The organism is Pseudoalteromonas sp. GABNS16E, assembly GCF_028598715.1.
Classification (GTDB): Bacteria; Pseudomonadota; Gammaproteobacteria; order Enterobacterales; family Alteromonadaceae; genus Pseudoalteromonas; species Pseudoalteromonas atlantica.
The window spans coordinates 37,094-62,661 of sequence record NZ_JAQREZ010000015.1; the positions used below are offsets into that span (position 1 = coordinate 37,094).

The following is a 25,568-nucleotide window of genomic DNA, read 5'->3' on the forward strand; positions in this document are numbered from 1 at the left end:
AATATATGAAGGAATGCCTTGTGGCTACTAAAAAACAAATTTTATTACCAGTCGCGGTTTTAGCAGCCGGGATTGCACTCGCTTTTGGCCTTTCAGCCATGAAAACGCCACCAGAAGAAAAACCAGAGCAAGACACTCGCCCACTTGTTGCTGCGCAAAACGTAAACATTGATGCAATAACGCTCGATGTTAAATCGTACGGCGTAGTAAAACCTAAAGACCGTACAGAGCTGGTTGCACAAGTAAGCGGGCAAGTTATTTCAGTAGCCGAACAATTTGTTGAAGGCGCGTTTGTAAAGCAAGGCGATATTTTAGCACGAATTGATCCAAATGATTACGAGGCCGATTTAATTGAGGCCGAAGCAGGCCTTGCCCAAGCAAGTTCAGCACTTGAAATAGAACGCGCGCAAGCTCACGTAGCTAAAGCCGAATGGGAACGTATTAAATCAGACTCAAGCGATGCAATTGCATCGGAGCTTTATTTACGTAAACCACAACTTGCAGAAAAAATGGCAAACTTTCGCTCTGCCCAAGCCCGTGTAAAACGCACTAAACGTAATTTAGAACGCACGTACATCAAAGCTCCTTACGACGCTATAATAAACCAACGCACCATTAGCTTAGGCTCAGTGGTTAGTGCGGGTAGCAAGTTTGGCGAGCTAAGCGCTACCTCGGTTGCAGAGGTGCGTTTACCGGTTGCAGATAAAGAGCTGCAATACCTAGATAACGGCGGTATTGGCGCATTGGTTACACTTAATGCTGAATTTGCCGGCAAACAGACAACATGGCAAGCCAAGGTGGCACGAAGCGAAGGTGTGGTAGATCAAACCAGCCGTATGAGCTATTTAGTTGCTCAGTTACCGACTCCGTACGCTGATAACACCAAACCACTGCGTTTTGGCTCTTATATAAATGCCACCATAAAAGGCCGCGCGCTTGATAACGCGATTATAGTGCCGCACCATTTAGTTAAAAATAACAAAATTGCTATTTTAAACGACGATCACACCCTGAGTTTTAAAACGCTTAATATTGTACGTGAACAAAACGGTATGGTGATTGCGGACCAAGGCTTAAACAGTGGCGAGCAACTTATTACCTCTGCCCTTGAATACCCAACAGAAGGCATGGCGGTTAAGCTGGAAGGCACTGAGCCTAAAAGCGATGTGACTCAATTAGCACTTAAAGAGGATACACCATGAGTACCTCAGAAAAAGGCTTAATTGCATGGTTTGCACGTAACCCAGTGGCGGCAAACCTCATCATGATTTTTATACTTATTGGCGGGCTATTAACTGCGCTAACAATTCGTAAACAGGCGTTCCCGCAGTTTGAAAGTAACTGGGTGAGTATTCAAGCGGTATACCCAGGCGCAGCCCCGCAAGAGGTTGAAGAAGGCATAACCATAAAAATTGAAGAAAACCTTGAGGGTACCGAGGGTATAAAACGCTTAATCACTTACTCTAACCGAGGTTATGCGCAAGCGTGGGTAGAAATAGAAGAAAAATACGACCTACAAGAAGCCCTAGACGAAATAAAAGCGCAAGTTGATTCTATCAATACCTTTCCGGCAGGAATGGAACGCCCCGTTATTCAACGTGAAAAATTTCAGCAAGAGGTAATGATCCTCGCACTTTATGGCGACATGAGTTACTACCAGCTTAAAGAGTTAGGTAACGACATAAAAGATGAACTACTCGCCTTACCTGGCGTTAATTTAGTCGACTTTTACAGTGGCCTAGATTACGAAATAGGCATAGAGATAAGCCCTGATAAACTACGTGAATATGGCCTAACTTTTAGAGATGTTTCAAGTGCGGTGCAAAATTTTTCTACCAATATGTCGGCAGGGCAAATTCGCTCTGACACTGGCTATATTTCAATGCGTGTTGAAAAACAAGCCTACCGTGGTGGTGAATTTGCAAAGCTTCCGCTTATAACGCTTGCCGATGGCGCACAGATTAACTTAGGCGATGTAGCGACGATTAATGATGGCTTTGAAGAAGGCTTACTTTACTCTAAATATAACGGTAAAAACTCACTCACGTTTGAAGTAGATGCCTCTAAAGATCAAGACATTACCGATGTAGCTAAAATTCTTAAAGGCTACATGGCAGAAAAACAATCGAAACTTCCACAAGGCGTAAAGCTCTCCCCTATTGTTGATTTAACTTACTACCTTGAAGGTCGACTCGATATGATGATCGACAACATGGTATGGGGCGGTATTTTAGTAATGATAGTGCTGGCACTGTTTTTACCGCTGCGTTTAGCTTTTTGGGTAATGATGGGCTTACCGGTGTCTTTTTTAGGTGCCTTTTTGTTTATGCCAATTGGCTTTTTAGACATCACCATAAACATGGTGTCGTTATTTGCCTTTATTATTGTACTTGGCATTGTGGTCGACGATTCCATAGTCGTGGGCGAATCGGCCAGTGCCGAAATAGAAAAACACGGCCATAGCCTTGATAATGTTATTCGCGGAGTTAAGCGCGTTGCAATGCCTGCCACTTTTGGGGTTTTAACCACTATCGCGGCGTTTTTACCGCAAGCTATGGCATCGGGCCCAGGCGCTGCGTTTTCTAAAGCCATTGGTGTGGTTATTATATTGTGTTTGATTTTCTCGCTGATTGAATCAAAGCTAATATTACCTGCGCATATTGCAGCCATGAACCCACGTAAACCTAACCCTAAAAACCCATTACATAAACTGCGTAATGTGGTTGATAGTGGCTTAAAACACTTTGTACAAAACTATTACACGCCTTTTATAGGTCATTGTATACATTATCGTTATACCGTAATTATTGGCTTTTTATGTATATTAATAGTCAGTGCAGGTATGTTTGCAGGCGGCTTAGTTAAGTTTGTGCCTAACCCTAAAATACCGCATGATTTTCCGCGTATTACGCTTGAAATGAACCTAGCCTCTTCAGAGCAAGCCACCCTTGAAACGGCCCGTAAAATAGAAGATGTATTACTCAAAGTAGATAAAGAGCTTGAAGAGCAATACGGCCAAAGCATGATCCGCGATTTATCGGTAAGCCTACGCGGGCGTACTCAAGCAAACATTATGGCTATTTTAGTAGAGCCACACTTGCGCCCTATCGACACCTTTGCATTAAGCACCCTGTGGCGCGAACAAATGCCCCCGCTTCCAGGTGTTAAAACGCTTAATATTCAAGATAATATTTTTAGCGGCGGACGTGATGACGGCGACGTAAGCTTTAGGCTACAAGGCAAAGATGCCGATGAGCTAAAAGAAGTAGCTGGTAAATTAAAAGCTAAACTACAAAGCATGGAAGGTGTAGGCGATGTAAACGACTCACTGCAAAGTGCCACCGACGAAGTACAGCTAGATTTAAAACCACTGGCCTACAGCATGGGACTTACTCTTGCCGACGTTGCATCGCAAGTAAGCTTTAGTTACTACGGATTAGAAGCACAGCGTATTTTACGCGAAGGCGAAGAAATTAAAGTAATGATACGCTACCCAGAAAGCGAGCGTAACTCAATTAGCAACATTCAAAGTGCGCGTATTATTACCCCAACCGGCGCAGAAGTACCGTTAAGCGAAGTAGCCGAAGTTAGGCTAGTAGATGGTGTAAACCGTATTCGCCGTGAAAACTCAAACCGTACTGTTAATGTGTGGGCAGCAGTAAATACTGACCAAGTTGAACCGTTTGCTATTGCACAAGAAATTCGCGATACCTATTTACCTTCACTGCTTAAAAGCTACCCAGGCGTTAAAAGTAATGTGGCTGGGCGCGTACAAGAAGAAATGGACAGCGCCGATGAGCAGTTACGCGACTTTGCTATATCGCTGATGATTATATTTGCCTTATTGGCCATTCCGCTTCGCTCATACTCGCAGCCGCTTATTATTATGTCGGTTATTCCATTTGGTGTAGTAGGTGCAATGTTTGGTCACGTAATATTAGGTATGACCATGAGCGGGCTGTCTATGTTTGGCATTATTGCGGTAGCGGGCATAGTCGTAAACGACTCCCTCGTAATGGTTGATTTTGTAAATAAAGCACGCGCAGAAGGCATGGCCGTAAAACAGGCCGTTATGCAAGCCGGTGCAAAGCGCTTTAGAGCTATATTGCTCACTTCAATCACTACATTTATTGGGGTAATGCCAATTATTATGGAAACCAGCTTACAGGCTAAAATAGTTATTCCTATGGCGGTATCGCTGGCCTTTGGTGTGCTATTTGCCACGGTAATTACTTTAATACTTATACCTTGCCAATACGTAGCACTAGAAGACGCTAAGCGCCTTACCCGTAAGCTACTTGGTAAATCGCAGCCTATAAGTATTCAACCGGCACCCACTGCCAAATAATTACAGTTTCTCTCCCAACCATTAAAGCTCGGCCTAATACGCCGAGCTTTTTATTGCCTAAATATTGCACTGCATTATTAATAGTTTTTATAAAGTGTTTCAAATAAATTATGGGTAATTATTTTAATTATATCAGCGTATTATGCGCCCTCAATTTAAAGCATCGCTAACGCATTATAATTTTATTGCTTAGCATTAAGCTCACACCGCAATGGTTTTGGGCCGCTTGTCAGTTAAGTGCCTTCCACTTAGCTCTAATAACGTGGGCGTGTTGACCTTTGGCGTTTGAATTTGCAGCAGTATGTTTGGTTTTTAGGCAAGGCAGAGCCTATGAAGTGTGGTTACTCCCCATAAATAGGCGATAACGTAACATAAACGCCAAACATACGCTGCCCTTTGGGTTCTGCCTAGGGGCGATAAACTCTTTGTTGCCTACATGGAGGTAGGTAAGGGGCGTGAGCAGGACGCGGAAGCTTTGCTCGGTTTTTACTTATTCTTACATGGATGTAAGTCATTAGAATAACGCAGGAGCAGTTATCGAGCCCACTAGGTTACAAACCTCGCGCCGCGATTTGATCGCCCCTAGATTGAACAAATCTCAATCCGCAAAGATCAACACGCCCTATACACGTAAATTTAAAACACCTAAACATACTGCTATCCGCTTAAAGCGCTATGGCATCTAGTTTATTTATGCACCCTAAGGAACCCTATGTTTGATTTAATAAGCAAACGCAGCGCTAATTTAAAAAATGATGTATTAGCCGGCTTAACCGCTGTGCTTACGCTCATTCCCGAAGCTGTTGCGTTTACCTTTGTAGCGGGAATTGACCCAATGATGGGGCTTTATGGCTCGTTTTTTGTTGGCTTTATTACCGCCGTGTTTGGCGGCCGCCCAGGTATGATCTCGGGTGCTGCTGGCTCTATGGCTGTAGTCACCACCGCCTTTATTATTATGTTTGGGCTCGAGTACTTGTTGGCCGCCGTGGTATTAACCGGTGTGCTACAAGTAGTGTTTGGCGCTTTTAAAATGGGCAAATTTATTAGGCTGTTACCTCACCCTGTAATGCTTGGCTTTGTAAATGGCTTAGCTATTGTGATTGGTATGGCGCAATTTGGCCAATTTAAAGAAAACGTTCGCGTAGTTTACGATAAGCAACACGATATGTTTACCTACGCAGGCGATTGGATGCAACTAACCAGCCCAGCTATGCTTACCATGATGGGACTAATTGCGTTAACCATGGCAATTGTGTATTTTTTACCGCGCTATACTAAAGCAATTCCTGCCCCTCTTGCTGCAATAGCAGTGTGTACAGCGCTGGTCACCTTTACTCCACTTGAGTCAAAACTTGTTAGCGATGTTGTGCACACGCAGCGTACTTCAATGATTGAAAAAGAGATCATTACTGAAAACTTTGCAGCTATAAAAAATCAAGTACCTCATGGGCAATACAGCGAAGTGGCGCAAAATATTGCGCTTGAGCGCCCAACCGATGCGCAGATTACGGCTAAATGGCAAGAAAACGAAGCGCAAAAAGTAGCTGAGGGCTTAAAAGACACCATCGACCCACTTGATGGCAGTTTAAAAGGTGCATTACCGAGTTTTCACTTTCCGCAAATTAGTTGGGATTTAACCAATAGCGACTCGCTCGATGCACTTATTACCGTGCTCATGCTTGCGCTTATTTTGTCATCTGTAGGGCTAATAGAAACCCTTATGACGCTTTCGCTTATTGATGAAATAACACAAACCCGCGGCCAAGGTAATCGTGAGTCGGTAGCGCAAGGCTCGGGCAATATTTTAAGCGGTTTATTTGGTGGCATGTGTGGCTGCGCCATGATTGGCCAAAGCATGGTGTGTTTAAATTCAGGCGGCCGAGGGCGTGCAGCAGGTATTGCTACCGCTTTATTCATGCTGGTATTTATTTTGTTTTTTCCAAGCTTAATTGAAATGATACCGGTGGCATCTTTAATTGGCGTTATGTTTATGGTGGTTATTGCTACGTTTGAGTGGTCATCTTTGCGCTTATTTGGCCGTGTTCCAAAGTCTGAAATATTTATCATTATTGTGGTATCTACCGTTACCGTATTGCTCGATTTAGCCGTAGCCGTAGGCATAGGTATTGTTATTTCTGCCTTGGTTTATGCATGGAACTCTGCAAAAGAAATCCGTATTAAATGCAGCGATGAATCGCAAAGCAAAAAAACCTACCAAGTAACGGGTAATCTATTTTTTGGCTCTATAACCTCGTTTAAAGAAGGGTTTAATCCATATAACGACCCACAAAAAGTGTGTATAGATTTTGCCAATGCCAGAGTGTGTGACCAATCAGGTATTGAAGCCATACATGGTTTAAGTGAGCGTTATAAAGCATTAGATAAAACGTTGTATTTGCGCCATTTGAGCCCAGAGTCTGCCAAGTTATTACAAAAAGCCGGTGATTTAGTTGAGGTTAACATTGTTGAAGACCCTAAATACCCTGTAGCCAACGACGCTATGGCGTAACACGTCTCTTAGGTAACTCGCTAAAAAAGCTCGGAATTTCCCGAGCTTTTTATTTTTAAGTCAATTGTTTAAATTATTTTAAGCTGGTAAGTTAGGCACGTATATGGACACCCCCACATAAAAGGATGTAACTATGCCACTTGTACAACTTATTCTATTTATTGTTTTTGCTGTGTTAATCACACTTGGTTTAAAAAGAATAACCGTAACTTAATGCTATTTGGCTTCATTGCTATATCGTTCACATTTGTAGGGCTCGACTTTTTGATAGGCGTAGATGAAGGGAAGTCAGGCATTAATTAATCAAAAAATTTTAGCTTGAAAATTAAAGGGACTTTAATGCGCTTATACATACTGATTATTTCTTTAGTTATTTTTTTAAGTGGGTGCCAGAGCTATATTGCTTATCAAATAACTAAGCCTCCGCAGAAAGTTCTCCCTAAAGAATTTGAGAGCTCTATCGCTTTATCTGGAGTACAAACCCATTACTGTAGCAGCGAAGTAGATTGTCTTGATTTTAGGTTTATCTCACCTAAGGATATCGAAAGCTACCTACTCGATGGTAATACACTTTCGCTAAGTTTGATTGTTGAAGGAAGCACTGAAGATGAGGTTTTTGAATACCAACTTACTTCAGATAATTTATCAAACAACCATAATAGTGGGCTTTTAATCATCTTTCCGGGGTATGGCGTAGACAGCTTGATTTACACCATGCAAGCAAGATGGCTTAGCCATGTCACTGGAAAAAATGTGATAGTGATGCCTGCAAGTAATCAATACGAGAAGTTTAGATTTGGCTTAAACTCGCTTGATGTGCTAGTGAATTATGTAAATAAAGAAAACTACACTGATATTTCCTTAATTAGTTACTCAATGGGCGCAATTGCGGGAGTTGAGTTGGCATCTAAGCTGAACATTAGTAAGCATATACTTTATGCCCCAATGATTAATTTTGAGGGCGCACTAACCACAATTGCTAACTTATCACACCCTATTTATAGCAAACTATTAGGCGATGATTATTTAAGCGAAGTCGCGGCTAAGATAATTGAAAAAAGTGAAGTACCTCTTACTAAACTCGATATATTAAATAATCTAAATAAGACCCCGCATGCTAGGCAAACTTACATCTTTTCAAGTAATGCAGACAAAGTGAGTCCATATAATAGGTTGCTTACTCTTAACAACTCAAAAGTGAGCATGTATGAGGTAAAAGATTTAAATCACATTGAAATGGTTTCTTTAATTTCCACACAACAAAGGAATGTGCTCCTTTCCTTGCTTGATGGATAACTTCAACAGTCCTAATAATTTAGAAAAATATTGCTCGTTTTTTATCCCTAATACGTTATGGTATTTAAATAATAAATATACATAATAAAGTTAAGGAGCAGCCATGAATACCCCGCAATCAGATCATATCCCGCAAGAAGCCTTTGATTGGTACGACGAATACGCCCACGGTTTAATGGACCGACGTACATTTATGAAAAAACTAGGTGGGTTAGCTGCACTTGGTTTTTCAATGAGCGTACTAACCAGTGCCCTGTTACCTAATTATGCGTTTGCAGAGCAAGTATCATTTAACGATGATGATATTAAAGCCACCTACGAAGAATTTGATTCGCCAAACGGGCATGGTAAAGGCAAAGGCTACTTAGCTGTACCTAGCAAAATTGAAGGTAAACTGCCGGTTGTATTAGTTATTCACGAAAACCGTGGTTTAAACCCATATATTAAAGATGTAGCCAGGCGCTTAGCCAAAAAAGGCTTTATTGCCTTTGCACCCGACGCACTCTTTGCGCTTGGTGGCTACCCGGGCAATGACGATGAAGGCCGCGCCATGCAAAAAACCATGGACAGAGCTAAAATTCAAAACGATTTTGTAGCTGGGGCTCACTTTTTAAAAAATCATTCGAATAGTAACGGCAAACTGGGAGCTGTGGGCTTTTGTTTTGGTGGTTACATTGTTAATTACTTAGCGGCGGTTGAGAGTGACTTATTGAGCGCGGGCGTGCCTTTTTATGGTACTCCTGCCAGTGAGTCACTGCACAAAAATATAAAAGCGCCTTTAATGATTCAATTAGGTGAGCTTGATAAACGCGTTAACGCTACATGGCCTGATTATGAAAAAAGCTTAAAAGCTAACAATGTTGAGTACACTATGCACATGTACGAAGGCGCTAATCATGGTTTTCATAACGACTCTACTGGGCGTTATGATGAGCAAAAAGCAGAACTTGCTTGGCAGCGTACCTTAGCGTTTTTTAATGAAAAACTAAGTTAATAATAAGGTAATGCCACCAGCTTAAAATGGGTGGCATTTTTTAAGTTAAGTGAGCTCTGTAATGTGTAAAAGCTCACCAGATGGTCCCCATAAGTAAATCACTTTACCCCACGGCTCTTGTTTTATCCCTTCAAAGCGAATATCAAAGTGAGTTAACTTACTAATAGTGTTAAAGGCTTCGTTTATGTTTAATACGCACACTTGCAGCATTAAATTTTCAGCAAATTCTTGGTTGTAGTAACGCTTAATACCAATCGACTTAAATATTTAATCATTCTAGCGTGCTAAATAGAGCGCTAACAGCGTTATAAATTTCTTATGTAGAGCAACTACATGACGATATTTATGCCTTGTTATCACGCTATTTATCTGTTGCTATAAATGCCTAATAACTTAACACGATTGGTATAAAAACAAACTACGTTCACCTGATGTTGCTATGCTTAAATCAGCTGATGCAGGCTCAATAGTAAAGCCAAGCGCCTGATAAAAGTCGCACGATTGCTGATAATTTTTACACGGCACAAACACTCTAATATCATCAACTTGCATTATCAGTCCTTCATTAGCCAAGCACGCTTTTATCAATAATCCCTTTTGCAATAAGGGCTTTTAAAATACCGGCGCTTTTTTCTCTAAAGGCATCGCGAAGTAAGCGCACCGCCGGAGTGATTGACTGCCTACTTGGGCACACCAACCAAAGCTCTGTAGGCGTGGGTTTAAAGTTTGGCATAACACTTATGACATTACCGGCAAGTAATTCATTAGACATATCTAAGCACGATTTAACCGCCAGCCCCTTGCCCGACACACACCAGCGCCTTACTAAATCGCCATCGTTAGCCGCATGGCCACCGTGCAATTTTACTTTAAACTCTTCGCTGGCATCGCTAAATACCCATACATCTTTAATTATATCTTGCAGTTGATAAAACAGCCCTTTATGTTCTGTTAAATCATGTGGATGAGCAGGCGTGCCATGTGTATCAAGGTAGCTTTGTGCTGCGCATAAAATACGCGGTACATCGCAAATTTTAAAACCGTACATGCTGGCATCATTAGGTTTACCATAACGCAGTGCAATGTCGACCGAGTCACGATAAAAGTCGATATTACTGTCGCTTATATTGGCGCGCAAGCTGAGCTGAGTGTGGGTTTGCATGAACTCGTCAAGCCAGGGGATCACAATGTTGCGCCCTAAATCAGAAGAAAGCGCAATACGCAGCTCGCCATCAATTATATCGTCATCGCTTTTAAGTGTATTTTTGGCTTGTTCAAGCATTGCCAATGCTTGCTGGCATTGCGGAATGTAACGCTCGCCGGCTGCAGAAAGCCTTAAATGGCGAGTGGTGCGTATAAATAGTTCAAAACCTAAAGCCTGCTCTACCCTTTTAACAGCAGCACTTGCTGTGGCGGTGCGCATATCTAAATTTGATGCTGCAGCAGTAATACTTTTAAACTCTGCCACTTTTAAAATTACCTGTAAGTCTTCTAAAAGCATTGTGTATTAATCCATTATCAACTTAATAATTTAATTATTATTTTTGGCAAAATTAAGCGCTTTAGGTTTGCTTACAGTGTATTGAGCAATCAAAAAGTGATTTATTGTCTATTTATATTTGACAATGCTTATCTATTGCGCGGTTTATCAATATAAAGGCAAATATTACACTGTACCCAACAGCTAGTCACTAACCACTATTTATTAAATTAGGACAATCTTTAGGGCGTTTATTAGTAAACCTAGCTTTTGGGCATTAATAGTATGTTTAAAAAGCAAATTTGTTTAAAGCAAGCGCTCGCCCTTTTAATTAACCAATATTATTTGATAAAGATTCAATTATTACCCTGTTTATCACATGAAATTCTCACCTATTATTCACCTCAACGCAAGCGAAGTCATTTAGGCTATTTAAATCGCTTTACTCTATTTTTTAGCATAACGGGTATCACAGTATGAAACGATTAAAAACCACTTTAGCAATAGCAACCCTGTCATTAGCCGCAAGTGCTTTTTCAAGCGCCTATGCAGCAGACGTTGGCCCCCTTGAAACGGTGACTACTTTTAATAAATATCGCGGCGCAGGTATAACTATAACACCTGCAGGGCGAATGATTGTAAGCATGCACCCGCTTGATGCACCAAAAACGCGAGTAGTTGAAATTATGGCAAACGGTGATCAACAACCTTTCCCTAACGAAGATTGGGCTGACGGCCCCGAGCTTGGCAAAGTAGGCCTTGCAGCCGTAATTGGCGTGCATAGCGACAGCAAAGGTGTGGTGTGGATTTTAGACATGGGCAGCGAGCAAGTAGCCCCAAAACTTATAGCCTGGGACAGCGTTGCCAACACCTTAGTTAATACCATTGAATTAAATAAAGACGCTGTACTTGATAACTCGTTTTTACAAGACTTTGTTATTGATGAACGTAACGACAAAATTTACATTGCCGATATGTCTTTTGGTAACTTTATGGGCGCCACTAAACCTGCGTTTATTGTTGTTGATTTAAAAACCGGCGAATCAACGCGTGTACTTGAGGGCAATGCTAAGCTAATGCCAGAGGAGCGCGATATTGTCATCGAAGCCTCTCCTGTTGCATCTAAATCAGCAAAAGGTGAAACAACAAACCTACGTTTTGGTTTAAACCCAATTACCATTGATGATAAAAATGAATGGGTATACTTTGGCGCATTTACAGGCACAAGTGTTTACCGTATTCCGGCAAAAACGCTCGCTGATAGCACGTATTCAGATGCTAAAAAAGCAAAAAGCATTGAAGTGTTTGGCCCTAAAAACCCAAGCGATGGCATGACCTACGCGCCAGGTGGCGGTATTTTAGTAACCGACCTTGAAAACAATGCCATTGGCTTAACGACTAAAGGCTACTACGAAATAATTGTTCAAGACAAACGATTATCATGGCCTGATAGCCTAGCAGTGAGCAATGGTTGGATTTATGTAACACAAGATCAGCTCCACCAGCACCCTGCATTTAGCCAAGGCTTTGGTAATGCAAAACCACCTTACGTATTAACGCGTTTTCGCTTTAATCAAAAATAATTAATTATTTTTATAAGCCAGCCATACCCGCTGGCTTTTTAGGAGTTAAGTTATGTTACTCGATACCCCTATTTGTGACTTTGGCTGGCAAGCGCCCAACTTTACGTTAAAAACCCCGCAAGGCGAGCCTTTTACCTTAGCCGACAACCTAGGCGAAAACGCCTTGTTAATCATGTTTATTTGTAACCATTGCCCTTATGTGCAACGTGTTGCAAGGCGCTTAAGCGAAGATACCGCGTTATTAATAAACGAAGGTATAAATGTGTTAGCTATTATGTCGAACGACTATAAAAGCGTTCCTGCTGACTCCCCAGCTAATATGGAAAAATTTGCTAAGCAGCACGGCTTTTTGTTTCCCTCCCTTGTTGATGAAAACCAAGGCGTAGGCAAACAGTATGGCGCGGTTTGCACGCCTGATTTTTTTGGTTTCAATAAGCACGGGGCACTGCAATACCGTGGCCGCTTAGACGATGCAAAAATGAATGACGATGCACATCGCACTCCTGAGTTAGTTAATGCCATGCGCCAAATTGCGGCCACAGGCAAAGGCCCTGCGCAGCAAACACCCAGCATGGGCTGCTCTATAAAATGGAGTAATTCATTATGAGTACAGTACATTTAAAATTGGGCGTAACCGATTTATCGTTTCACCATGTTACGGCCTCTTTAGTGAGCCATGTTTTAACTGATATGGGCTTTAACGTTGAGCGTATTTATGCACCGCATCAAGATAACTTTAAAAACCTTAAATCTGGTGAAGTAGATTTACTCGCCTCAGCATGGCTGCCTTCAAGCCACGGTGTTTATAAAGCCGATGTTGAACAAGTTATGCCACTCGTTGAGCTTGGCTTACATTATGAGCCTTATGCACACTGGGGCGTACCAGATTACGTACCGCAAAGTGCAGTAAACGAAATTAGTGATTTGCTAAAGCCAGATGTGGTTTCAAAAATGCAAAAAACAATTCAGGGCATTAATGCCGGTGCTGGTATTACCCGTTTTTCTATTAATATGATGAAAGAATATGGGCTGACGAGCGCAGGGTATGAGTTTTTAACCGGCACAGAGCATGACTGTTTTAGCGCGTTTGAAAACGCCGTCGCCACCCAAACCTGGTGCGTAGTGCCGTTATGGAAGCCACAATTTTTGCATTACAAGCACACAATACGTGAGCTTAAAGAACCACAAGGGTTACTTGGCGTTGTTGATAGAGCTGTTTTACTCCTACGTGAAGATAAACAAGCGCTGTTTAACCAAGCACAGTTAAACACCCTTGATAAATTACGCTTTTCAAATGAGATCATTGCCGAGCTTGACTATAAAGTATGCAAAAACTTACAACCACTCGATGACGTAACGCGTAATTGGCTTAATAACAATCCAATTAAAAAGTAATTTGTGCTTTGTTTTTTTAAAAAAGGCTCAATATAGACACTACTTGGCTAAAATAGCCACTTAACGGAGATAACCATGACCCATCCAATTATTAATGATTTAGAAAAACGTTATACAACTAAACGCTACACAACCAAGCGTATTCCTCAAGATGATCTAGATGTAATTTACGAAGCTATGCGTCTTTCTCCTTCATCTATTAACTCGCAGCCGTGGAAATTTATTGTTATTGAGTCAGACGAAGCTAAAGAGCGTATGCACTCTACGTTTGCTAATAAATTTCAATTTAATCAGCCGCATATTAAAACTGCATCGCACGTTATTTTATTTGCTTACAACCCTAAATATAAACGTGATGACTACGCACAAGTCATTGATGCAGACATTAAAAATGGCCGTACTCAAAGTGAAAACCGCGAACAAGCGTTTGGCGCATTTGCTTTTGTTGATATGAATACCGATGAGCAAGGCAACAATGCAATGTGGACCAAAGCGCAAACTTACATTGCCCTAGGCAACACAATGCACGCCGCAGCACGCTTAGGCGTTGATTCAACACCTATGGAAGGTGTAGATGCACAGCTTATTGGTGAAGTGTTTGAACAAGAGCTCGATGGCTATATTTGTGATGTAGCGTTAGTACTTGGCTACCACGATGACACTGAAGATTATAACGCTAAGTTACCTAAATCTCGCTTAGCAAAAGAGCAAGTTATACAGGTTTTATAAAAACCTATTAAAAAAGCTTAGCGCTAATGAGTGCTAAGCTTTTATATTCATTTTATTTTTTAGCAATAGCTTGCAGGACCGACGCTAAACCCGTGTGGTATGTGCCTTCAAACACTTCTCGCTTTAGCTCTTCTAAATGTATAAAGCTAAGCTCGGTTAAGTCATCTTGTAAATCGCTTTTTGAGGTTTTAGTATCGACACTTGGGCCGCCTCCGGTATTATAATTTACTTGCTCAGGCGTATAGGCCTCAAGTAAAAACACCCCACCTGGCTTTAAACCTTTAACAGCGCGCTTATATACCGCTGAACGCACGGCACTTGGTAAAAGGCAATAAATAGACACTACTGCATCCCATTTTTCTTTTCCAAAATCAAACTTCGCTAAATCGGCGTGTACTAGCTCAATGTTTACGTTGTGCTCTTTGGCAAGCTTTGCCGCTTTTTCAAGCCCTACTTTTGAGCCATCAACCGCGGTAACGCTGTAACCCATTTTTGCTAAAAATACCGCATTTCGTCCCTCACCTTCAGCTAAGCTAATAACATTGCCTTTAGGTAATTGCTTATAGTGCTCAGCTAAAAAATCGTTTGGCTGTTTGCCATAAGCATATTGCTGAGTGTTATACCTTTCATCCCACATAATAGCTCCTGGTATTATTTTGCGTATTCATAGCGCTCTATACGCCTGCTTAATAATTCCACTAATAATATGTAGTGTAAATAGGTAACTAATTTTTTAATGTTATTAATATACTACGCAGCCATGCTCACGCACACTGCTAAGCACAAGATTAAAAGGGGTGATTTTCAGAGCTAAATAAAAAAGCCAGTGACGAGGTCACCGGCCAAAAGAAGGCAATACGAAGGGAGTCGTACTGGCTGTTAAAACTTTTTCAGTATGCGCTATCTTAATAATGGCACATGAGATTCTAATGCCTGATAGTTCATCCATTGGTTTAATTGCTCTGGCCAGGTAATGGTTGGCTCGCAATATAAACCGCGTAATATAGAAAAATAAATAGCGCTATCAAGCAAGCTTAATGACGTTTTACCATTATTAATATTGAGCTGTTTTTCGGTGCCAATTAAAATTCATTTACTTGTAAAACTATCTCAGGAGTTGATGCTATTAGGTTTACAAAGTTAAGCTCTGTCGATTGCTTGTTATCTTCCCACGCTATGCGGCTAGATTCTGTTTTAAACTCTTTTAAATCAAGTAATGGCCAGCGCGGCAAACCAATTTGCAATAAAGGCGCAAACGAGCCACCTTGCCACTCAATAGCCCCTTGCGTTGGCTTGTTTGATTCGCTAGAACCAGCAAGTTCAATAAACAGGCTAATAATTTCGTTACTTTCACTCATAACAGTGCCGTCATCCATTTCAAGAATAGGTACCATTTTTTTACCAATTAGTTTTGTTGGTGTTTCAGTGTCGTCGTAATCAAGTACAACGTCATCAAGCTTAATGCCTAATTTACCTGCTACATATTTAACACGCGCACAAAAAGGACAATGAGAGTAACTGTATAGTTTCATAATTAATTAAAGCCTAAAGCGGGTTAAGTACCTATGGCCGTAAGATACCGAAATAGTCAGCGCAGAAAAACCGCATTTAGGTTGAAACTTTATCTTGTAAAAATTGATAATCACGCTTTAATGCCAGTCCGCATAATTAAGTGATCTATTTTGAGGATGGATAAACGTGTTGATAGCAAGGCAAAAAATTCGCTATTTAGTCGTTCTAAATGAGAATTTTTAACGCAGATAGCGACACGTTTAGCCCCTGAAAATGATTAAGCATTAATGCGGATTGGTATAAGTAGTAACTAAAATAAAAAACACGCCATAAAGGCGTGCTTATTTTACACATTATAGTTAGCGCCCTATTACGCCCTCAGCTAAAGGTTTAAATCTAAATATATAATAAGGTGCTTTATTTTGAGCATTGCCGTTATTAAGTTGTGCCGAAAGCGGCAATTGCGCAGCGCCGGTGTACATGTAACCCTCTGGTCCAATGCTTACACCATCTGGCCAAATCATGTTTTTATCGTACGTGTAATCACGGTACGTACGTGTTTTGGCATCAATAACGCCCACAGTACGCTCACCCACTATGGTTAAATATAAATTATCATCAGCATCAATACTTAAACCACCGTTTACTGGTTTTTGTGCGTATTGCTCTACACGTTCGCCTAGTTGTTTATCGGTTAATTGCTCGTTAGCAATGTCGGCCATTTTAATACGGTAAACATACTTTTTATTAAGCGGAGCAAAGTAAAGCCATTGCTGCGCGTTATCAAGCACAATGCCATCAGCACCAATAAAGGCATTAAGTTGCTTTTGCTTATCAGTCCCTTCATCAATCATTATTGGCATTGTGTAATCGGGTAATGCACTTTCGTGACCTTGCAATACTCGCCGGCTCTTACCTGTTTTAGTATTAACGATAATAAGGGCGGCTTGCTTGCCATTTCCGCCATCCGCAATACCTTCATCAGCGATCACCAATGTATTGTATTTGCTCGATATAGCTAAATCATTAAGTTGAGATTGAGCAACCGATATAGGGCTAGGTAAATAAATAATTTTATTAAGCTTATTGTTTAGCGCATCCCATGCTATCAGCTTTGGCGTAATACGCGGCTGCGCCTGGCCTGAGTCGAGTATCCAAACGTTACCTCTGTCATCAGCCCTTACCCCTAATACCCAATTTAAATAGTTAGCGGGATTTTTTAAGCTGCCATCACTTTTATAAGGGGTTTGCATTTGTGCATTAGGAAATGGCACCACATCACCACTTTTTAAAAGCTCCCCCACTTTTACTTTTGGGTTATAAAAAGGGTGATAACTAAAAATAAAGCGCTTGTTTTGTGTATACGTAATACCACCCACAGCACCGTCGGTTTGTGCGTAAACCTCAGCGGGTACCGTGTCATTTGCAAAAGCCGAGGCACTTATTAGCAAGGCTATAGCGCTTAGCCCTAATTTAGATTTATTTAAAAACATAATTTGTCCTACTTTTGCTTAATGTAATTAGCTGTGCCGTCTATCCAGTCTTGTCGAGCTGGGGCAAAAAAATCAATATCTACCGTATCTTCGGTAAAGTGAAATTCGTGCGGTACATTGGCCGGTATCACCATCATGTCACCCGCTTTCATAAGGTATTGTTTACCGCCAGAAAACACTTTAGCTTCGCCTGACATGATCCACGTTACTTGTTCATTAGGGTGTTTATGAAGCGGTACTTTTCCGCCTTTTTTAGCCACCCATTTTACAAACGTTGATTGCGTACCATGAAAATATTGGCGTGTTAAATATGGGCCCATTTGCTCTTTGGGTTGGCTGTCGAGATTAAGTAAAAAAGGGGCGTTGGTAATGTGCTGATTATATCTATCCATTATGCCCATTTGGGGTGCAGGCGTTATTTGCTGTTCAAGTTTACTTTGCGCTACCCATACGCCACTGCTTGTTAAAGTAGTTGCTAATAAAAGCGTGTTAATTTTCATAGTTTCACCTAAATAATAAACTGTGTGCGGCTGCACTGACTATTTAGGTAAAGTTTACAGACTGAGGGTTTTTGAAAAAGCCGCCTAGGCAAGAAACATTTTCAAATAAAAACGAGCAATTAATTACTTATTACAAAATAAAAACCCAGCAATAAAGCTGGGTTTTACTTAGGTAATGCTTAAAAAACCTTAACTGACCTTTAATTCTTGCATTTGTATGTACTGTACTAAGTCTTCAATCGTTACCACTGTCATGCTGTGTTTATTAGCATAATCACTTACCTGTGGTAAACGCGCCATGGTGCCATCAGGATTAGTGAGTTCACAAATAACCCCAAACGGTCTTAAACCAGCCAGCTGCATTAAATCAACAGATGCCTCGGTGTGGCCGCGGCGAACTAAAACCCCACCTGTTTGTGCTTTTAAGCCAAATACATGGCCTGGGCGCGATAAATCACTCGGTTTAGCGTTATCGGCAGTGGCGGCTTTAATCGTTGTTACTCGATCAGCGGCCGATACGCCGGTTGTAACACCGTGTTTAGCCTCTATTGTGACTGTGTAGGCTGTATTATTTTGGCTGGTGTTGTGAGTTACCATTTGCGGTAGCTCGAGCTGCTTAATACGCTCATCGCCCATACACAGGCACACAATTCCGCTGCCTTCGCGGATCATTTCCGCCATTTGTTGGGTGGTTAAATACTCGGCAGAAAAAACAAAATCACCTTCGTTTTCGCGGTTCTCGTCATCAACAACAAGTACGCCTTGGCCTTGCTGCAAAGCAGCAATGGCGTTTTCTACGCGGGTGTGGCTTTCACCAAATTGGCTAAGTAAAGACTGAATCATTATTATATTCCACATAAAAATAAATAGATTCAGGACACTGAAAGGCATGGCAAAACACACAAACTAAATTGCGCACTTTTTGCCACTAAACAGCTTATACCAATCCGCTTAATTAAGTGATTTATTTTGAGGTTGGAAAAACGTGTCGCTCAAAATGATTAAGTATTATTGCGAATTGGTATTAAACACGCAGCCACAGGCCACATGTTTGTATACGCTACAAGCTATATTCTCTTTCATCCGGACTATAACCGTCGGCTCTGGCATCTCACCAGATCTGCTTGACCTTTATTTAATACATTAAAAAACGATTATTAAATAAAGCGCTCGCGGGCTCGTTTTATTCAAAAACTAATGAGTAAAACATACCGCCGGTGGGGAATTTCACCCCGCCCTGAGAATGTACCGTGAACTTATCTGTTCACGGCCTGCGCATTATACGCGTGTATTTATACGTTATTCAAAAATAAACGTTAAATAAGCTCAGTATTTAGTGAGGCATTGAGTACTTTACCTTGGTTAATATCGGCCGTGAGTGAGCATTTTGCGCCATTAACTAAGTTTAAATTTGGCTGCACATGGCCAATATCAGCATCTATTATTACCGGGAATAAGCAACCACCCAATGCCACGTCTAGCGCATGGCGGTAATCAAATGCATCGTGATGACTTTGTGTTATTTCGCTGCGTCCTAAAATAAGGCCGTTAATATCATCAAATACACCGGCAAGTTTGAGCGACAGTAAAAATCGTGCCACGGTGGTAGGGGTAAGCTCTGAATTTTCTAAGTATAAAATAAGCCCTTCGTTCGCACTGTGTTTTTTAAAGTCATGCAATGCTAAAAATGGCGAATCCAGCAATAATCCTACCGTATCAAGGCAGCCGCCAAATAAGCGCCCAGACATCTCTATTGTGCGCTCATCGGTGTAATTTAGGCACTGCCACTGGGTAGGCTCGCTTGGCGCTAGCAGCTCATCGGGGTTTTGTGCGTAATTGGGTTTATTTTTTTGATAATAAGCAGAAGGTCCTTGCTCAAATTTACTTCCCGACTCGTAGGTAATGGTTTCAAAAATTTGTAAGCTGTAGGGGTTTGTTTCATCAGGGTGGAGCTGCATTAGGTTGGCACTATGAAGTGTTGCCCATTGGCACTTAGCCGTAAGTGCACAGGCAATTGTGCTCACATCAGAAAAACCCACCAGCCATTTAGGTTTGGCCTCTTTTATGGCGTTAAAATCCAGTAGTGGCAAAATTTCCATTGCCAGCTCTCCACCCATTGGTGGCATAATGGCGGCAACCTCATCGTCTAGCAAAAAGCCCATTAATTGCTTGGCATGCGCTTTTGCATCTAATTCATCGCGGGGTTTATTTTGGCGTAAAAACTCCCCTTCTACTACCTCGTAACCACGGTGTTTTAAACCGTCTATCACTCTATCTAATCGTGCATGGTATTTTTCTTTTAAGCCCGACGAAAGCGAGCAAATAGCAATTTTAGAGCCCACTTTTAAAGGCGCTGGATAAAGTATATTAGCCATGAATGTTCCTTTTAATAAAGTGATTCCACTGTGTAAAAGCCGTTATGCATTTACACATTACCTATATGAATGTACCTATATCAACACGCACACTCTTTATGCAATATGAATAAGCGTAGAGTGTGTTTAGCATTTATGCAGTCACCATTTTATTTATAAATTTTTTTAACGGGTAATGGCACGCGCTTTTTTTTTAGCAATCGACTAATGCCAATCCGTTTAACTCAGCTCTTTATTTTGAGGGGTGGTGTTATATATGGTGTGTAAGAGGGTAAGTTGCTATTAGCTAGTTTTTAAGTATAAAAAAACCGATGCAATTGCATCGGTTTTTGCTTGTACATTACTGTGAGCTAAATATTAAAGATACTCAACGTCAATGATTTCGTACTCAACGTCGCCTTTAGGCGTTTTAATGGTCACAGCATCATCTATTTGTTTACCAATTAAACCGCGCGCAATCGGTGAGTTAACAGAAATTAAGTTATTTTTAATATCTGCTTCGTCATCACCCACAATACGGTAGGTTACTTCGGCATCTGTTTCTACATTTACAATAGTGACAGTAGTACCAAAAATAACTTTACCTGTATTAGGCATTTTAGTTACGTCAATAATTTGCACATTTGAAAGCTTAGCTTCAATTTCTTGAATACGGCCTTCACAAAAACCCTGTTGCTCACGCGCTGCGTGGTATTCAGCGTTTTCTTTTAAGTCACCATGTTCACGTGCAATCGCAATATCATTTACGATTTTAGGACGGGTAACTGTTTTTAATTCGTTAAGCTCTTCGCGCAGTAACTCTGCGCCACGAACTGTCATCGGAATTGATTGCATACTTTTCTCACTTAACACCAAGGCCTTGTGGCCTTGGTACATTTCCTTAGTTCAATCGCTGGTGTAGCTCTTGAACTGACGTCACTTTACTACGGTCGTCCGCTTGGTTAGCAGTACAGTTAGCAAATGCCGCGTTCAAGGTTGTCGTGTAGTTGGTTTTGTTTTGCAATGCACCACGACGCAACACCTTCGAATCTTCGATCGCTTGGCGACCTTCGGTGGTATTTACGATATAGCTGTACTCTTTATTCTTGATGTTATCAAGAATATGCGGGCGGCCTTCATATACTTTGTTTACACGGCGTACTTCAATACCGGCCTCTTTTAAAGCCTCTGCTGTGCCACCTGTTGCATCAATTTCAAAACCAAGGTCTGTCATGGTTTTAGCAAGTTCTACAACACGAGACTTATCGCTGTTACGTACAGATAGTAACGCGCGACCACCGCGTGGTAAAGTATTGCTTGCACCTAATTGTGCTTTTGCGAACGCTTCGGCGAAAGTATCGCCAACACCCATCACTTCACCTGTAGAGCGCATCTCTGGGCCACGGATAGGATCCACACCTTGGAACTTAGCAAACGGTAAAACAACTTCTTTAACGCTGTAATACGGTGGAATTACTTCTTTAGTAATGCCTTGGCTTGCTAAAGACTGACCCGCCATACAACGCGCGGCTACTTTTGCAAGTGCAATACCGGTCGCTTTAGATACAAACGGTACAGTACGCGCCGCACGTGGATTCACTTCAATTAAGTACACTTTGCCATTTTTTACAGCAAATTGTGTATTCATTAAGCCCACTACGCCAAGCTCAAGTGCCATATCGGTTACTTGTTTGCGCATAACATCTTGCACTTCTTGTGATAAAGAGTGTGCAGGTAATGAACATGCTGAGTCACCCGAGTGAACACCCGCTTGCTCAATGTGCTCCATTATGCCGCCAATAATTACTTGCTCACCGTCACAAATTGCATCAACGTCAACTTCGATTGCATTATCTAAGAAGTGATCAAGTAGTACTGGCGCTTCATTTGAAGCTTGTACCGCTTCGGTCATGTAACGACGTAAGTCTTGCTCATCGTAAACAATTTCCATTGCACGGCCACCCAGTACGTACGATGGACGCACAACCAGTGGGAAGCCAATTTCACCTGATTTAAGTAATGCTTCTTCAGTTGATGTAACTGTTGCGTTTTCTGGTTGTAGTAAATCAAGACGCTCTACTAACTGTTGGAAACGCTCACGGTCTTCTGCGCGGTCAATCGCATCTGGTGAAGTACCAATTACTGGCACACCATTCGCTTCAAGTTCACGTGCTAGTTTAAGTGGTGTTTGGCCACCGTACTGTACAATCACACCTTTTGGTTTTTCAACACGTACAATTTCTAATACGTCTTCAAGTGTAATTGGTTCAAAGAATAGACGGTCAGAGGTATCGTAATCGGTAGAAACCGTTTCAGGGTTACAGTTAACCATGATGGTTTCATAGCCGTCTTCACGTAGTGCAAGGGCTGCGTGTACACAACAGTAGTCAAACTCAATGCCTTGGCCGATACGGTTAGGACCGCCACCAATAACCATGATTTTGTCTTTGTCTGACGGGTTCGCTTCACACTCTTCATCATACGTTGAGTACATGTAAGCTGTGTCTGAGCTAAATTCAGCAGCACAGGTATCAACACGCTTGTACACAGGTACAATGTTTAACTGATGACGCTTTTTGCGAATTTCGGCTTCAGATACACCAGCTATTTCAGCAATACGTGGGTCGGCGAAGCCTTTACGCTTAAGTTTACGTAAAAACTCGGCATTTAAGCCGGCCATGCCGCCTTCAGCAATTTTAGCTTCGTCTTTTAAAATGTCTTCTATTTGTACTAAGTACCAAGGGTCAACTTTGGTAAGTTCAAATACTTCTTCTACGCTCATACCGTGGCGCATTGCATCGGCAATGTACCAAATACGCTCAGCGCCTGGCTCGCGTAGTTCACGAATGATTTTTTCGCGCGCTTTCGGGTCATCAAGTGCCACAATTGGGTTAAAGCCCGTTGCGCCTACTTCAAGACCGCGTAATGCTTTGTGTAACGATTCTTGCTGGTTACGACCAATCGCCATTACTTCGCCCACTGATTTCATTTGCGTTGTTAAGCGGTCGTTCGCGCCGGCAAATTTTTCAAAGTTAAAGCGAGGAATTTTTGTTACTACGTAGTCGATTGATGGCTCAAATGACGCTGGTGTTTTGCCACCCGTAATGTCGTTTTGAAGTTCATCTAACGTGTAACCAATTGCTAACTTAGCGGCAATTTTAGCAATAGGGAAACCCGTTGCTTTAGATGCCAGTGCTGATGAGCGAGATACACGTGGGTTCATCTCAATGATAACCATGCGGCCATCATCAGGGTTTACACCAAACTGTACGTTTGAACCACCGGTTTCAACACCAATTTCACGCAGTACCGCCATAGAGGCATTACGCATTAATTGATATTCTTTGTCGGTTAGCGTTTGTGCTGGTGCAACGGTGATTGAATCACCAGTGTGTACACCCATTGGGTCAAAATTTTCGATAGAACATACAATGATACAGTTGTCTTTTTTGTCGCGAACAACTTCCATTTCATATTCTTTCCAGCCAATCAGTGATTCATCAATCAACAACTCACTTGTTGGTGATAAATCTAGGCCGCGCTCACAGATTTCGTTAAATTCTTCCATGTTGTAAGCCACACCGCCACCGGTGCCACCCATAGTGAAAGAAGGACGAATAATACACGGAAAACCAATACGTGTTAGCGTATCGTGTGCTTCATCCATAGAATGAGCAATTTCAGCACGTGGGCATTCAAGGCCAATGTTTTTCATGGCTACGTCAAAGCGTTCACGGTTCTCTGCTTTGTCGATTGCATCGGCGGTTGCGCCAATTAGCTCAACGCCGTGTTTAGCCAGTACGCCGTGCTTATCTAAATCAAGTGCACAGTTTAATGCAGTTTGACCACCCATTGTTGGTAGTACTGCATCTGGTTTTTCTTTTTCAATAATTTTTTCTACCACTTCCCAATGAATAGGTTCGATGTACGTTGCATCGGCCATTTCTGGGTCGGTCATGATAGTCGCTGGGTTTGAGTTAACTAATATAACTCTAAAGCCTTCTTCTCTAAGTGCTTTACACGCTTGAGCACCAGAGTAATCAAATTCACAAGCTTGACCAATTACAATTGGGCCTGCGCCTAAGATAAGAATGCTTTTTAAATCGGTACGTTTTGGCATTATTACTCCAGTTAAATTAGTTATTACGCGCTTGCATCAGGTCGATGAAGTGGTCAAATAATGGGGCTGCATCGTGCGGGCCTGGGCTTGCTTCTGGGTGACCTTGGAAGCTAAACGCTGGCTTATCAGTACGATGAATACCTTGTAGTGTTCCATCAAATAACGATTTGTGCGTGGCACGTAAGTTACTTGGTAGTGTGTTTTCATCGGCAGCAAAACCGTGGTTTTGTGCGGTGATCATTACTACATCGCGGTCTAAGTCTTTTACTGGGTGGTTACCACCGTGGTGGCCAAATTTCATTTTGACTGTTTTAGCACCTGAGGCCAGTGCTAATAATTGATGCCCTAAACAAATACCAAAAATTGGTGTGTCGGTTTCTAAAAAGGTTTTAATTGCATCAATAGCGTAAGTACATGGCTCTGGATCGCCAGGACCATTAGATAAGAAGATACCATCTGGGTTTAAAGCAAGTACATCGGCGGCTGAGGTTTGCGCTGGTACAACGGTTAATTTACAACCGCGATCAACTAGCATTCGTAAAATATTACGTTTAACACCGAAGTCGTAGGCTACTACATGAAACTTTTCATCATCGCTGCTAAGGGTTTTAAATCCTTGGCCTAATTTCCAGCTTGATTCGCGCCACTCAAAATTTTCCTTGGTTGAGACAACTTTTGCTAAATCCATACCTTTTAAACCTGGGAAGGTTTGCGCGGCTTGTAACGCTTTGTTTTCGTCTAACTCGTCACCGGCAATAATACAGCCGTTTTGTGCGCCTTTGTCGCGCAAAATACGGGTAAGCTTTCTGGTGTCGATGTCCGCAATACCTAAAATATTACGTTGTTTTAAGTAATCATCTAACGATTGCTCGTTACGAAAGTTACTTGCTAGCAGTGGCAAATCACGGATCACTAGGCCTTTAGCCCAAATTTGATTCGCTTCTTCGTCTTCGCTGTTGGTACCCGTATTGCCGATATGTGGGTACGTCAAAGTTACGATTTGTTCCGCGTATGATGGATCAGTCAAAATTTCTTGATAACCAGTCATAGACGTATTGAATACTACTTCACCGACTGACATGCCGTCAGCGCCGATTGCAGTACCGCGAAACACTGTGCCGTCTTCTAGGACTAACAGAGCGGATTTAGTCAAGTTAAACCTCCTAACAGTAAAAAACGGGAGTAAGCAAATGCTTAACACCCCGCCAATACCCAGAGGGATCGTCAAAACCAGATTTTTTTGTGAGCTTAAATT

Annotated in this window: 21 protein-coding genes and 1 riboswitch; of the genes, 9 read left to right on the forward strand and 12 right to left on the reverse strand. The window is 41.7% G+C overall.

What is annotated here, in order from left to right:
• Positions 1-20: 20 nt before the first annotated feature.
• The 5 genes from PSI06_RS08440 to PSI06_RS08460 all read left to right on the forward strand — a co-directional run bounded on the left by PSI06_RS08440 (position 21) and on the right by PSI06_RS08460 (position 9,147).
• Entirely contained in the window at positions 21-1,202 is a 1,182-nt protein-coding gene (locus tag PSI06_RS08440; protein WP_273604155.1) for an efflux RND transporter periplasmic adaptor subunit, read from the forward strand.
• On the forward strand, positions 1,199-4,348 hold the full coding sequence (locus tag PSI06_RS08445) for an efflux RND transporter permease subunit (protein WP_273604154.1): 3,150 nt from the start codon (positions 1,199-1,201) through the stop codon (positions 4,346-4,348). The genes PSI06_RS08440 and PSI06_RS08445 overlap by 4 nt, the downstream gene beginning before the upstream one ends.
• 712 nt (positions 4,349-5,060) lie before the next feature.
• The gene (locus tag PSI06_RS08450) at positions 5,061-6,857 is read left to right on the forward strand and encodes a SulP family inorganic anion transporter (RefSeq protein WP_273604153.1); all 1,797 of its coding nucleotides are present in this window, start codon (positions 5,061-5,063) and stop codon (positions 6,855-6,857) included.
• Positions 6,858-7,196: 339 nt separating this feature from the next.
• Positions 7,197-8,153 carry an alpha/beta hydrolase gene (locus PSI06_RS08455; protein WP_273604152.1) on the forward strand — a complete coding sequence of 319 codons (957 nt, stop codon included), beginning with the start codon at positions 7,197-7,199 and terminating at the stop codon, positions 8,151-8,153.
• A gap of 103 nt (positions 8,154-8,256) precedes the next feature.
• Positions 8,257-9,147, forward strand: a complete 891-nt coding sequence (locus PSI06_RS08460) for a dienelactone hydrolase family protein (RefSeq protein ID WP_273604151.1) — start codon at positions 8,257-8,259, stop codon at positions 9,145-9,147.
• A 45-nt stretch (positions 9,148-9,192) separates the two neighbouring features.
• Here PSI06_RS08460 and PSI06_RS08465 read toward each other — a convergent pair whose 3' ends face one another.
• The 3 genes from PSI06_RS08465 to PSI06_RS08475 form a co-directional block, all read right to left on the reverse strand.
• Positions 9,193-9,357 (reverse strand): hypothetical protein, encoded by a 165-nt coding sequence (locus tag PSI06_RS08465; protein ID WP_273604150.1) that lies wholly within the window; start codon positions 9,355-9,357, stop codon positions 9,193-9,195.
• A gap of 183 nt (positions 9,358-9,540) precedes the next feature.
• The gene (locus tag PSI06_RS08470) at positions 9,541-9,699 is read right to left on the reverse strand and encodes a hypothetical protein (RefSeq protein ID WP_273604149.1); all 159 of its coding nucleotides are present in this window, start codon (positions 9,697-9,699) and stop codon (positions 9,541-9,543) included.
• A gap of 13 nt (positions 9,700-9,712) precedes the next feature.
• Positions 9,713-10,648 carry a LysR family transcriptional regulator gene (locus tag PSI06_RS08475; RefSeq protein ID WP_055255044.1) on the reverse strand — a complete coding sequence of 312 codons (936 nt, stop codon included), beginning with the start codon at positions 10,646-10,648 and terminating at the stop codon, positions 9,713-9,715.
• Positions 10,649-11,103: 455 nt separating this feature from the next.
• Here PSI06_RS08475 and PSI06_RS08480 point away from each other — a divergent pair, with 455 nt between their 5' ends.
• From PSI06_RS08480 to PSI06_RS08495, 4 genes are all read left to right on the forward strand, one after another.
• Complete coding sequence (locus tag PSI06_RS08480) at positions 11,104-12,210, forward strand: L-dopachrome tautomerase-related protein (protein WP_273604148.1); 1,107 nt, start codon at positions 11,104-11,106, stop codon at positions 12,208-12,210.
• A gap of 52 nt (positions 12,211-12,262) precedes the next feature.
• Positions 12,263-12,817, forward strand: coding sequence for a thioredoxin family protein (locus tag PSI06_RS08485; RefSeq protein ID WP_273604147.1), 555 nt, complete (start codon positions 12,263-12,265; stop codon positions 12,815-12,817).
• Positions 12,814-13,605: a glycine betaine ABC transporter substrate-binding protein gene (locus PSI06_RS08490; RefSeq protein WP_154946021.1), complete on the forward strand. Its 792-nt coding sequence runs from the start codon at positions 12,814-12,816 to the stop codon at positions 13,603-13,605. Before PSI06_RS08485 ends, PSI06_RS08490 begins: the two co-directional genes overlap by 4 nt.
• A 75-nt stretch (positions 13,606-13,680) precedes the next feature.
• Positions 13,681-14,334: a nitroreductase family protein gene (locus PSI06_RS08495; RefSeq protein WP_054983121.1), complete on the forward strand. Its 654-nt coding sequence runs from the start codon at positions 13,681-13,683 to the stop codon at positions 14,332-14,334.
• Between the two features lie 52 nt (positions 14,335-14,386).
• Here PSI06_RS08495 and PSI06_RS08500 read toward each other — a convergent pair whose 3' ends face one another.
• The 9 genes from PSI06_RS08500 to carA form a co-directional block, all read right to left on the reverse strand.
• The gene (locus tag PSI06_RS08500) at positions 14,387-14,971 is read right to left on the reverse strand and encodes a class I SAM-dependent methyltransferase (protein WP_273604146.1); all 585 of its coding nucleotides are present in this window, start codon (positions 14,969-14,971) and stop codon (positions 14,387-14,389) included.
• A 445-nt stretch (positions 14,972-15,416) separates the two neighbouring features.
• Complete coding sequence (grxB, locus tag PSI06_RS08505; RefSeq protein ID WP_273604145.1) at positions 15,417-15,866, reverse strand: glutaredoxin 2; 450 nt, start codon at positions 15,864-15,866, stop codon at positions 15,417-15,419.
• Positions 15,867-16,205: 339 nt separating this feature from the next.
• The gene (locus tag PSI06_RS08510; RefSeq protein WP_273604144.1) at positions 16,206-17,339 is read right to left on the reverse strand and encodes an L-dopachrome tautomerase-related protein; all 1,134 of its coding nucleotides are present in this window, start codon (positions 17,337-17,339) and stop codon (positions 16,206-16,208) included.
• Between the two features lie 8 nt (positions 17,340-17,347).
• Positions 17,348-17,839, reverse strand: coding sequence for a cupin domain-containing protein (locus PSI06_RS08515; protein WP_273604143.1), 492 nt, complete (start codon positions 17,837-17,839; stop codon positions 17,348-17,350).
• 189 nt (positions 17,840-18,028) lie between these two features.
• A complete protein-coding gene (gene ribB / locus PSI06_RS08520; RefSeq protein WP_273604142.1) occupies positions 18,029-18,682 on the reverse strand; it encodes a 3,4-dihydroxy-2-butanone-4-phosphate synthase in 654 nt (217 codons plus the stop codon).
• Between the two features lie 224 nt (positions 18,683-18,906).
• Positions 18,907-19,088: riboswitch (FMN riboswitch) on the reverse strand.
• Positions 19,089-19,155: 67 nt separating this feature from the next.
• Positions 19,156-20,214, reverse strand: a complete 1,059-nt coding sequence (locus tag PSI06_RS08525; RefSeq protein ID WP_024033385.1) for a S66 family peptidase — start codon at positions 20,212-20,214, stop codon at positions 19,156-19,158.
• A gap of 357 nt (positions 20,215-20,571) precedes the next feature.
• Positions 20,572-21,048: a transcription elongation factor GreA gene (gene greA / locus PSI06_RS08530; protein WP_273604141.1), complete on the reverse strand. Its 477-nt coding sequence runs from the start codon at positions 21,046-21,048 to the stop codon at positions 20,572-20,574.
• A 46-nt stretch (positions 21,049-21,094) separates the two neighbouring features.
• The gene (gene carB / locus PSI06_RS08535) at positions 21,095-24,313 is read right to left on the reverse strand and encodes a carbamoyl-phosphate synthase large subunit (protein ID WP_273604140.1); all 3,219 of its coding nucleotides are present in this window, start codon (positions 24,311-24,313) and stop codon (positions 21,095-21,097) included.
• A gap of 16 nt (positions 24,314-24,329) precedes the next feature.
• Positions 24,330-25,466: a glutamine-hydrolyzing carbamoyl-phosphate synthase small subunit gene (gene carA / locus PSI06_RS08540; protein ID WP_273604139.1), complete on the reverse strand. Its 1,137-nt coding sequence runs from the start codon at positions 25,464-25,466 to the stop codon at positions 24,330-24,332.
• Positions 25,467-25,568: the final 102 nt, after the last annotated feature.

Bases quoted from the DNA above. Each gene is read 5' to 3' on its own strand.
- PSI06_RS08480 (WP_273604148.1), top strand. From the start codon at position 11,104: ATGAAACGATTAAAAACCACTTTAGCAATAGCAACCCTGTCATTAGCC.
- PSI06_RS08455 (WP_273604152.1), top strand. From the start codon at position 7,197: ATGCGCTTATACATACTGATTATTTCTTTAGTTATTTTTTTAAGTGGG.
- carB (WP_273604140.1), bottom strand. From the start codon at position 24,313: ATGCCAAAACGTACCGATTTAAAAAGCATTCTTATCTTAGGCGCAGGC.
- PSI06_RS08445 (WP_273604154.1), top strand. From the start codon at position 1,199: ATGAGTACCTCAGAAAAAGGCTTAATTGCATGGTTTGCACGTAACCCA.
- PSI06_RS08525 (WP_024033385.1), bottom strand. From the start codon at position 20,214: ATGGCTAATATACTTTATCCAGCGCCTTTAAAAGTGGGCTCTAAAATT.
- PSI06_RS08500 (WP_273604146.1), bottom strand. From the start codon at position 14,971: ATGTGGGATGAAAGGTATAACACTCAGCAATATGCTTATGGCAAACAG.
- greA (WP_273604141.1), bottom strand. From the start codon at position 21,048: ATGCAATCAATTCCGATGACAGTTCGTGGCGCAGAGTTACTGCGCGAA.
- PSI06_RS08490 (WP_154946021.1), top strand. From the start codon at position 12,814: ATGAGTACAGTACATTTAAAATTGGGCGTAACCGATTTATCGTTTCAC.
- ribB (WP_273604142.1), bottom strand. From the start codon at position 18,682: ATGATTCAGTCTTTACTTAGCCAATTTGGTGAAAGCCACACCCGCGTA.
- PSI06_RS08485 (WP_273604147.1), top strand. From the start codon at position 12,263: ATGTTACTCGATACCCCTATTTGTGACTTTGGCTGGCAAGCGCCCAAC.
- PSI06_RS08475 (WP_055255044.1), bottom strand. From the start codon at position 10,648: ATGCTTTTAGAAGACTTACAGGTAATTTTAAAAGTGGCAGAGTTTAAA.
- PSI06_RS08470 (WP_273604149.1), bottom strand. From the start codon at position 9,699: ATGCAAGTTGATGATATTAGAGTGTTTGTGCCGTGTAAAAATTATCAG.
- PSI06_RS08510 (WP_273604144.1), bottom strand. From the start codon at position 17,339: ATGTTTTTAAATAAATCTAAATTAGGGCTAAGCGCTATAGCCTTGCTA.
- PSI06_RS08465 (WP_273604150.1), bottom strand. From the start codon at position 9,357: ATGCTGCAAGTGTGCGTATTAAACATAAACGAAGCCTTTAACACTATT.
- grxB (WP_273604145.1), bottom strand. From the start codon at position 15,866: ATGAAACTATACAGTTACTCTCATTGTCCTTTTTGTGCGCGTGTTAAA.
- PSI06_RS08515 (WP_273604143.1), bottom strand. From the start codon at position 17,839: ATGAAAATTAACACGCTTTTATTAGCAACTACTTTAACAAGCAGTGGC.
- PSI06_RS08495 (WP_054983121.1), top strand. From the start codon at position 13,681: ATGACCCATCCAATTATTAATGATTTAGAAAAACGTTATACAACTAAA.
- PSI06_RS08460 (WP_273604151.1), top strand. From the start codon at position 8,257: ATGAATACCCCGCAATCAGATCATATCCCGCAAGAAGCCTTTGATTGG.
- PSI06_RS08450 (WP_273604153.1), top strand. From the start codon at position 5,061: ATGTTTGATTTAATAAGCAAACGCAGCGCTAATTTAAAAAATGATGTA.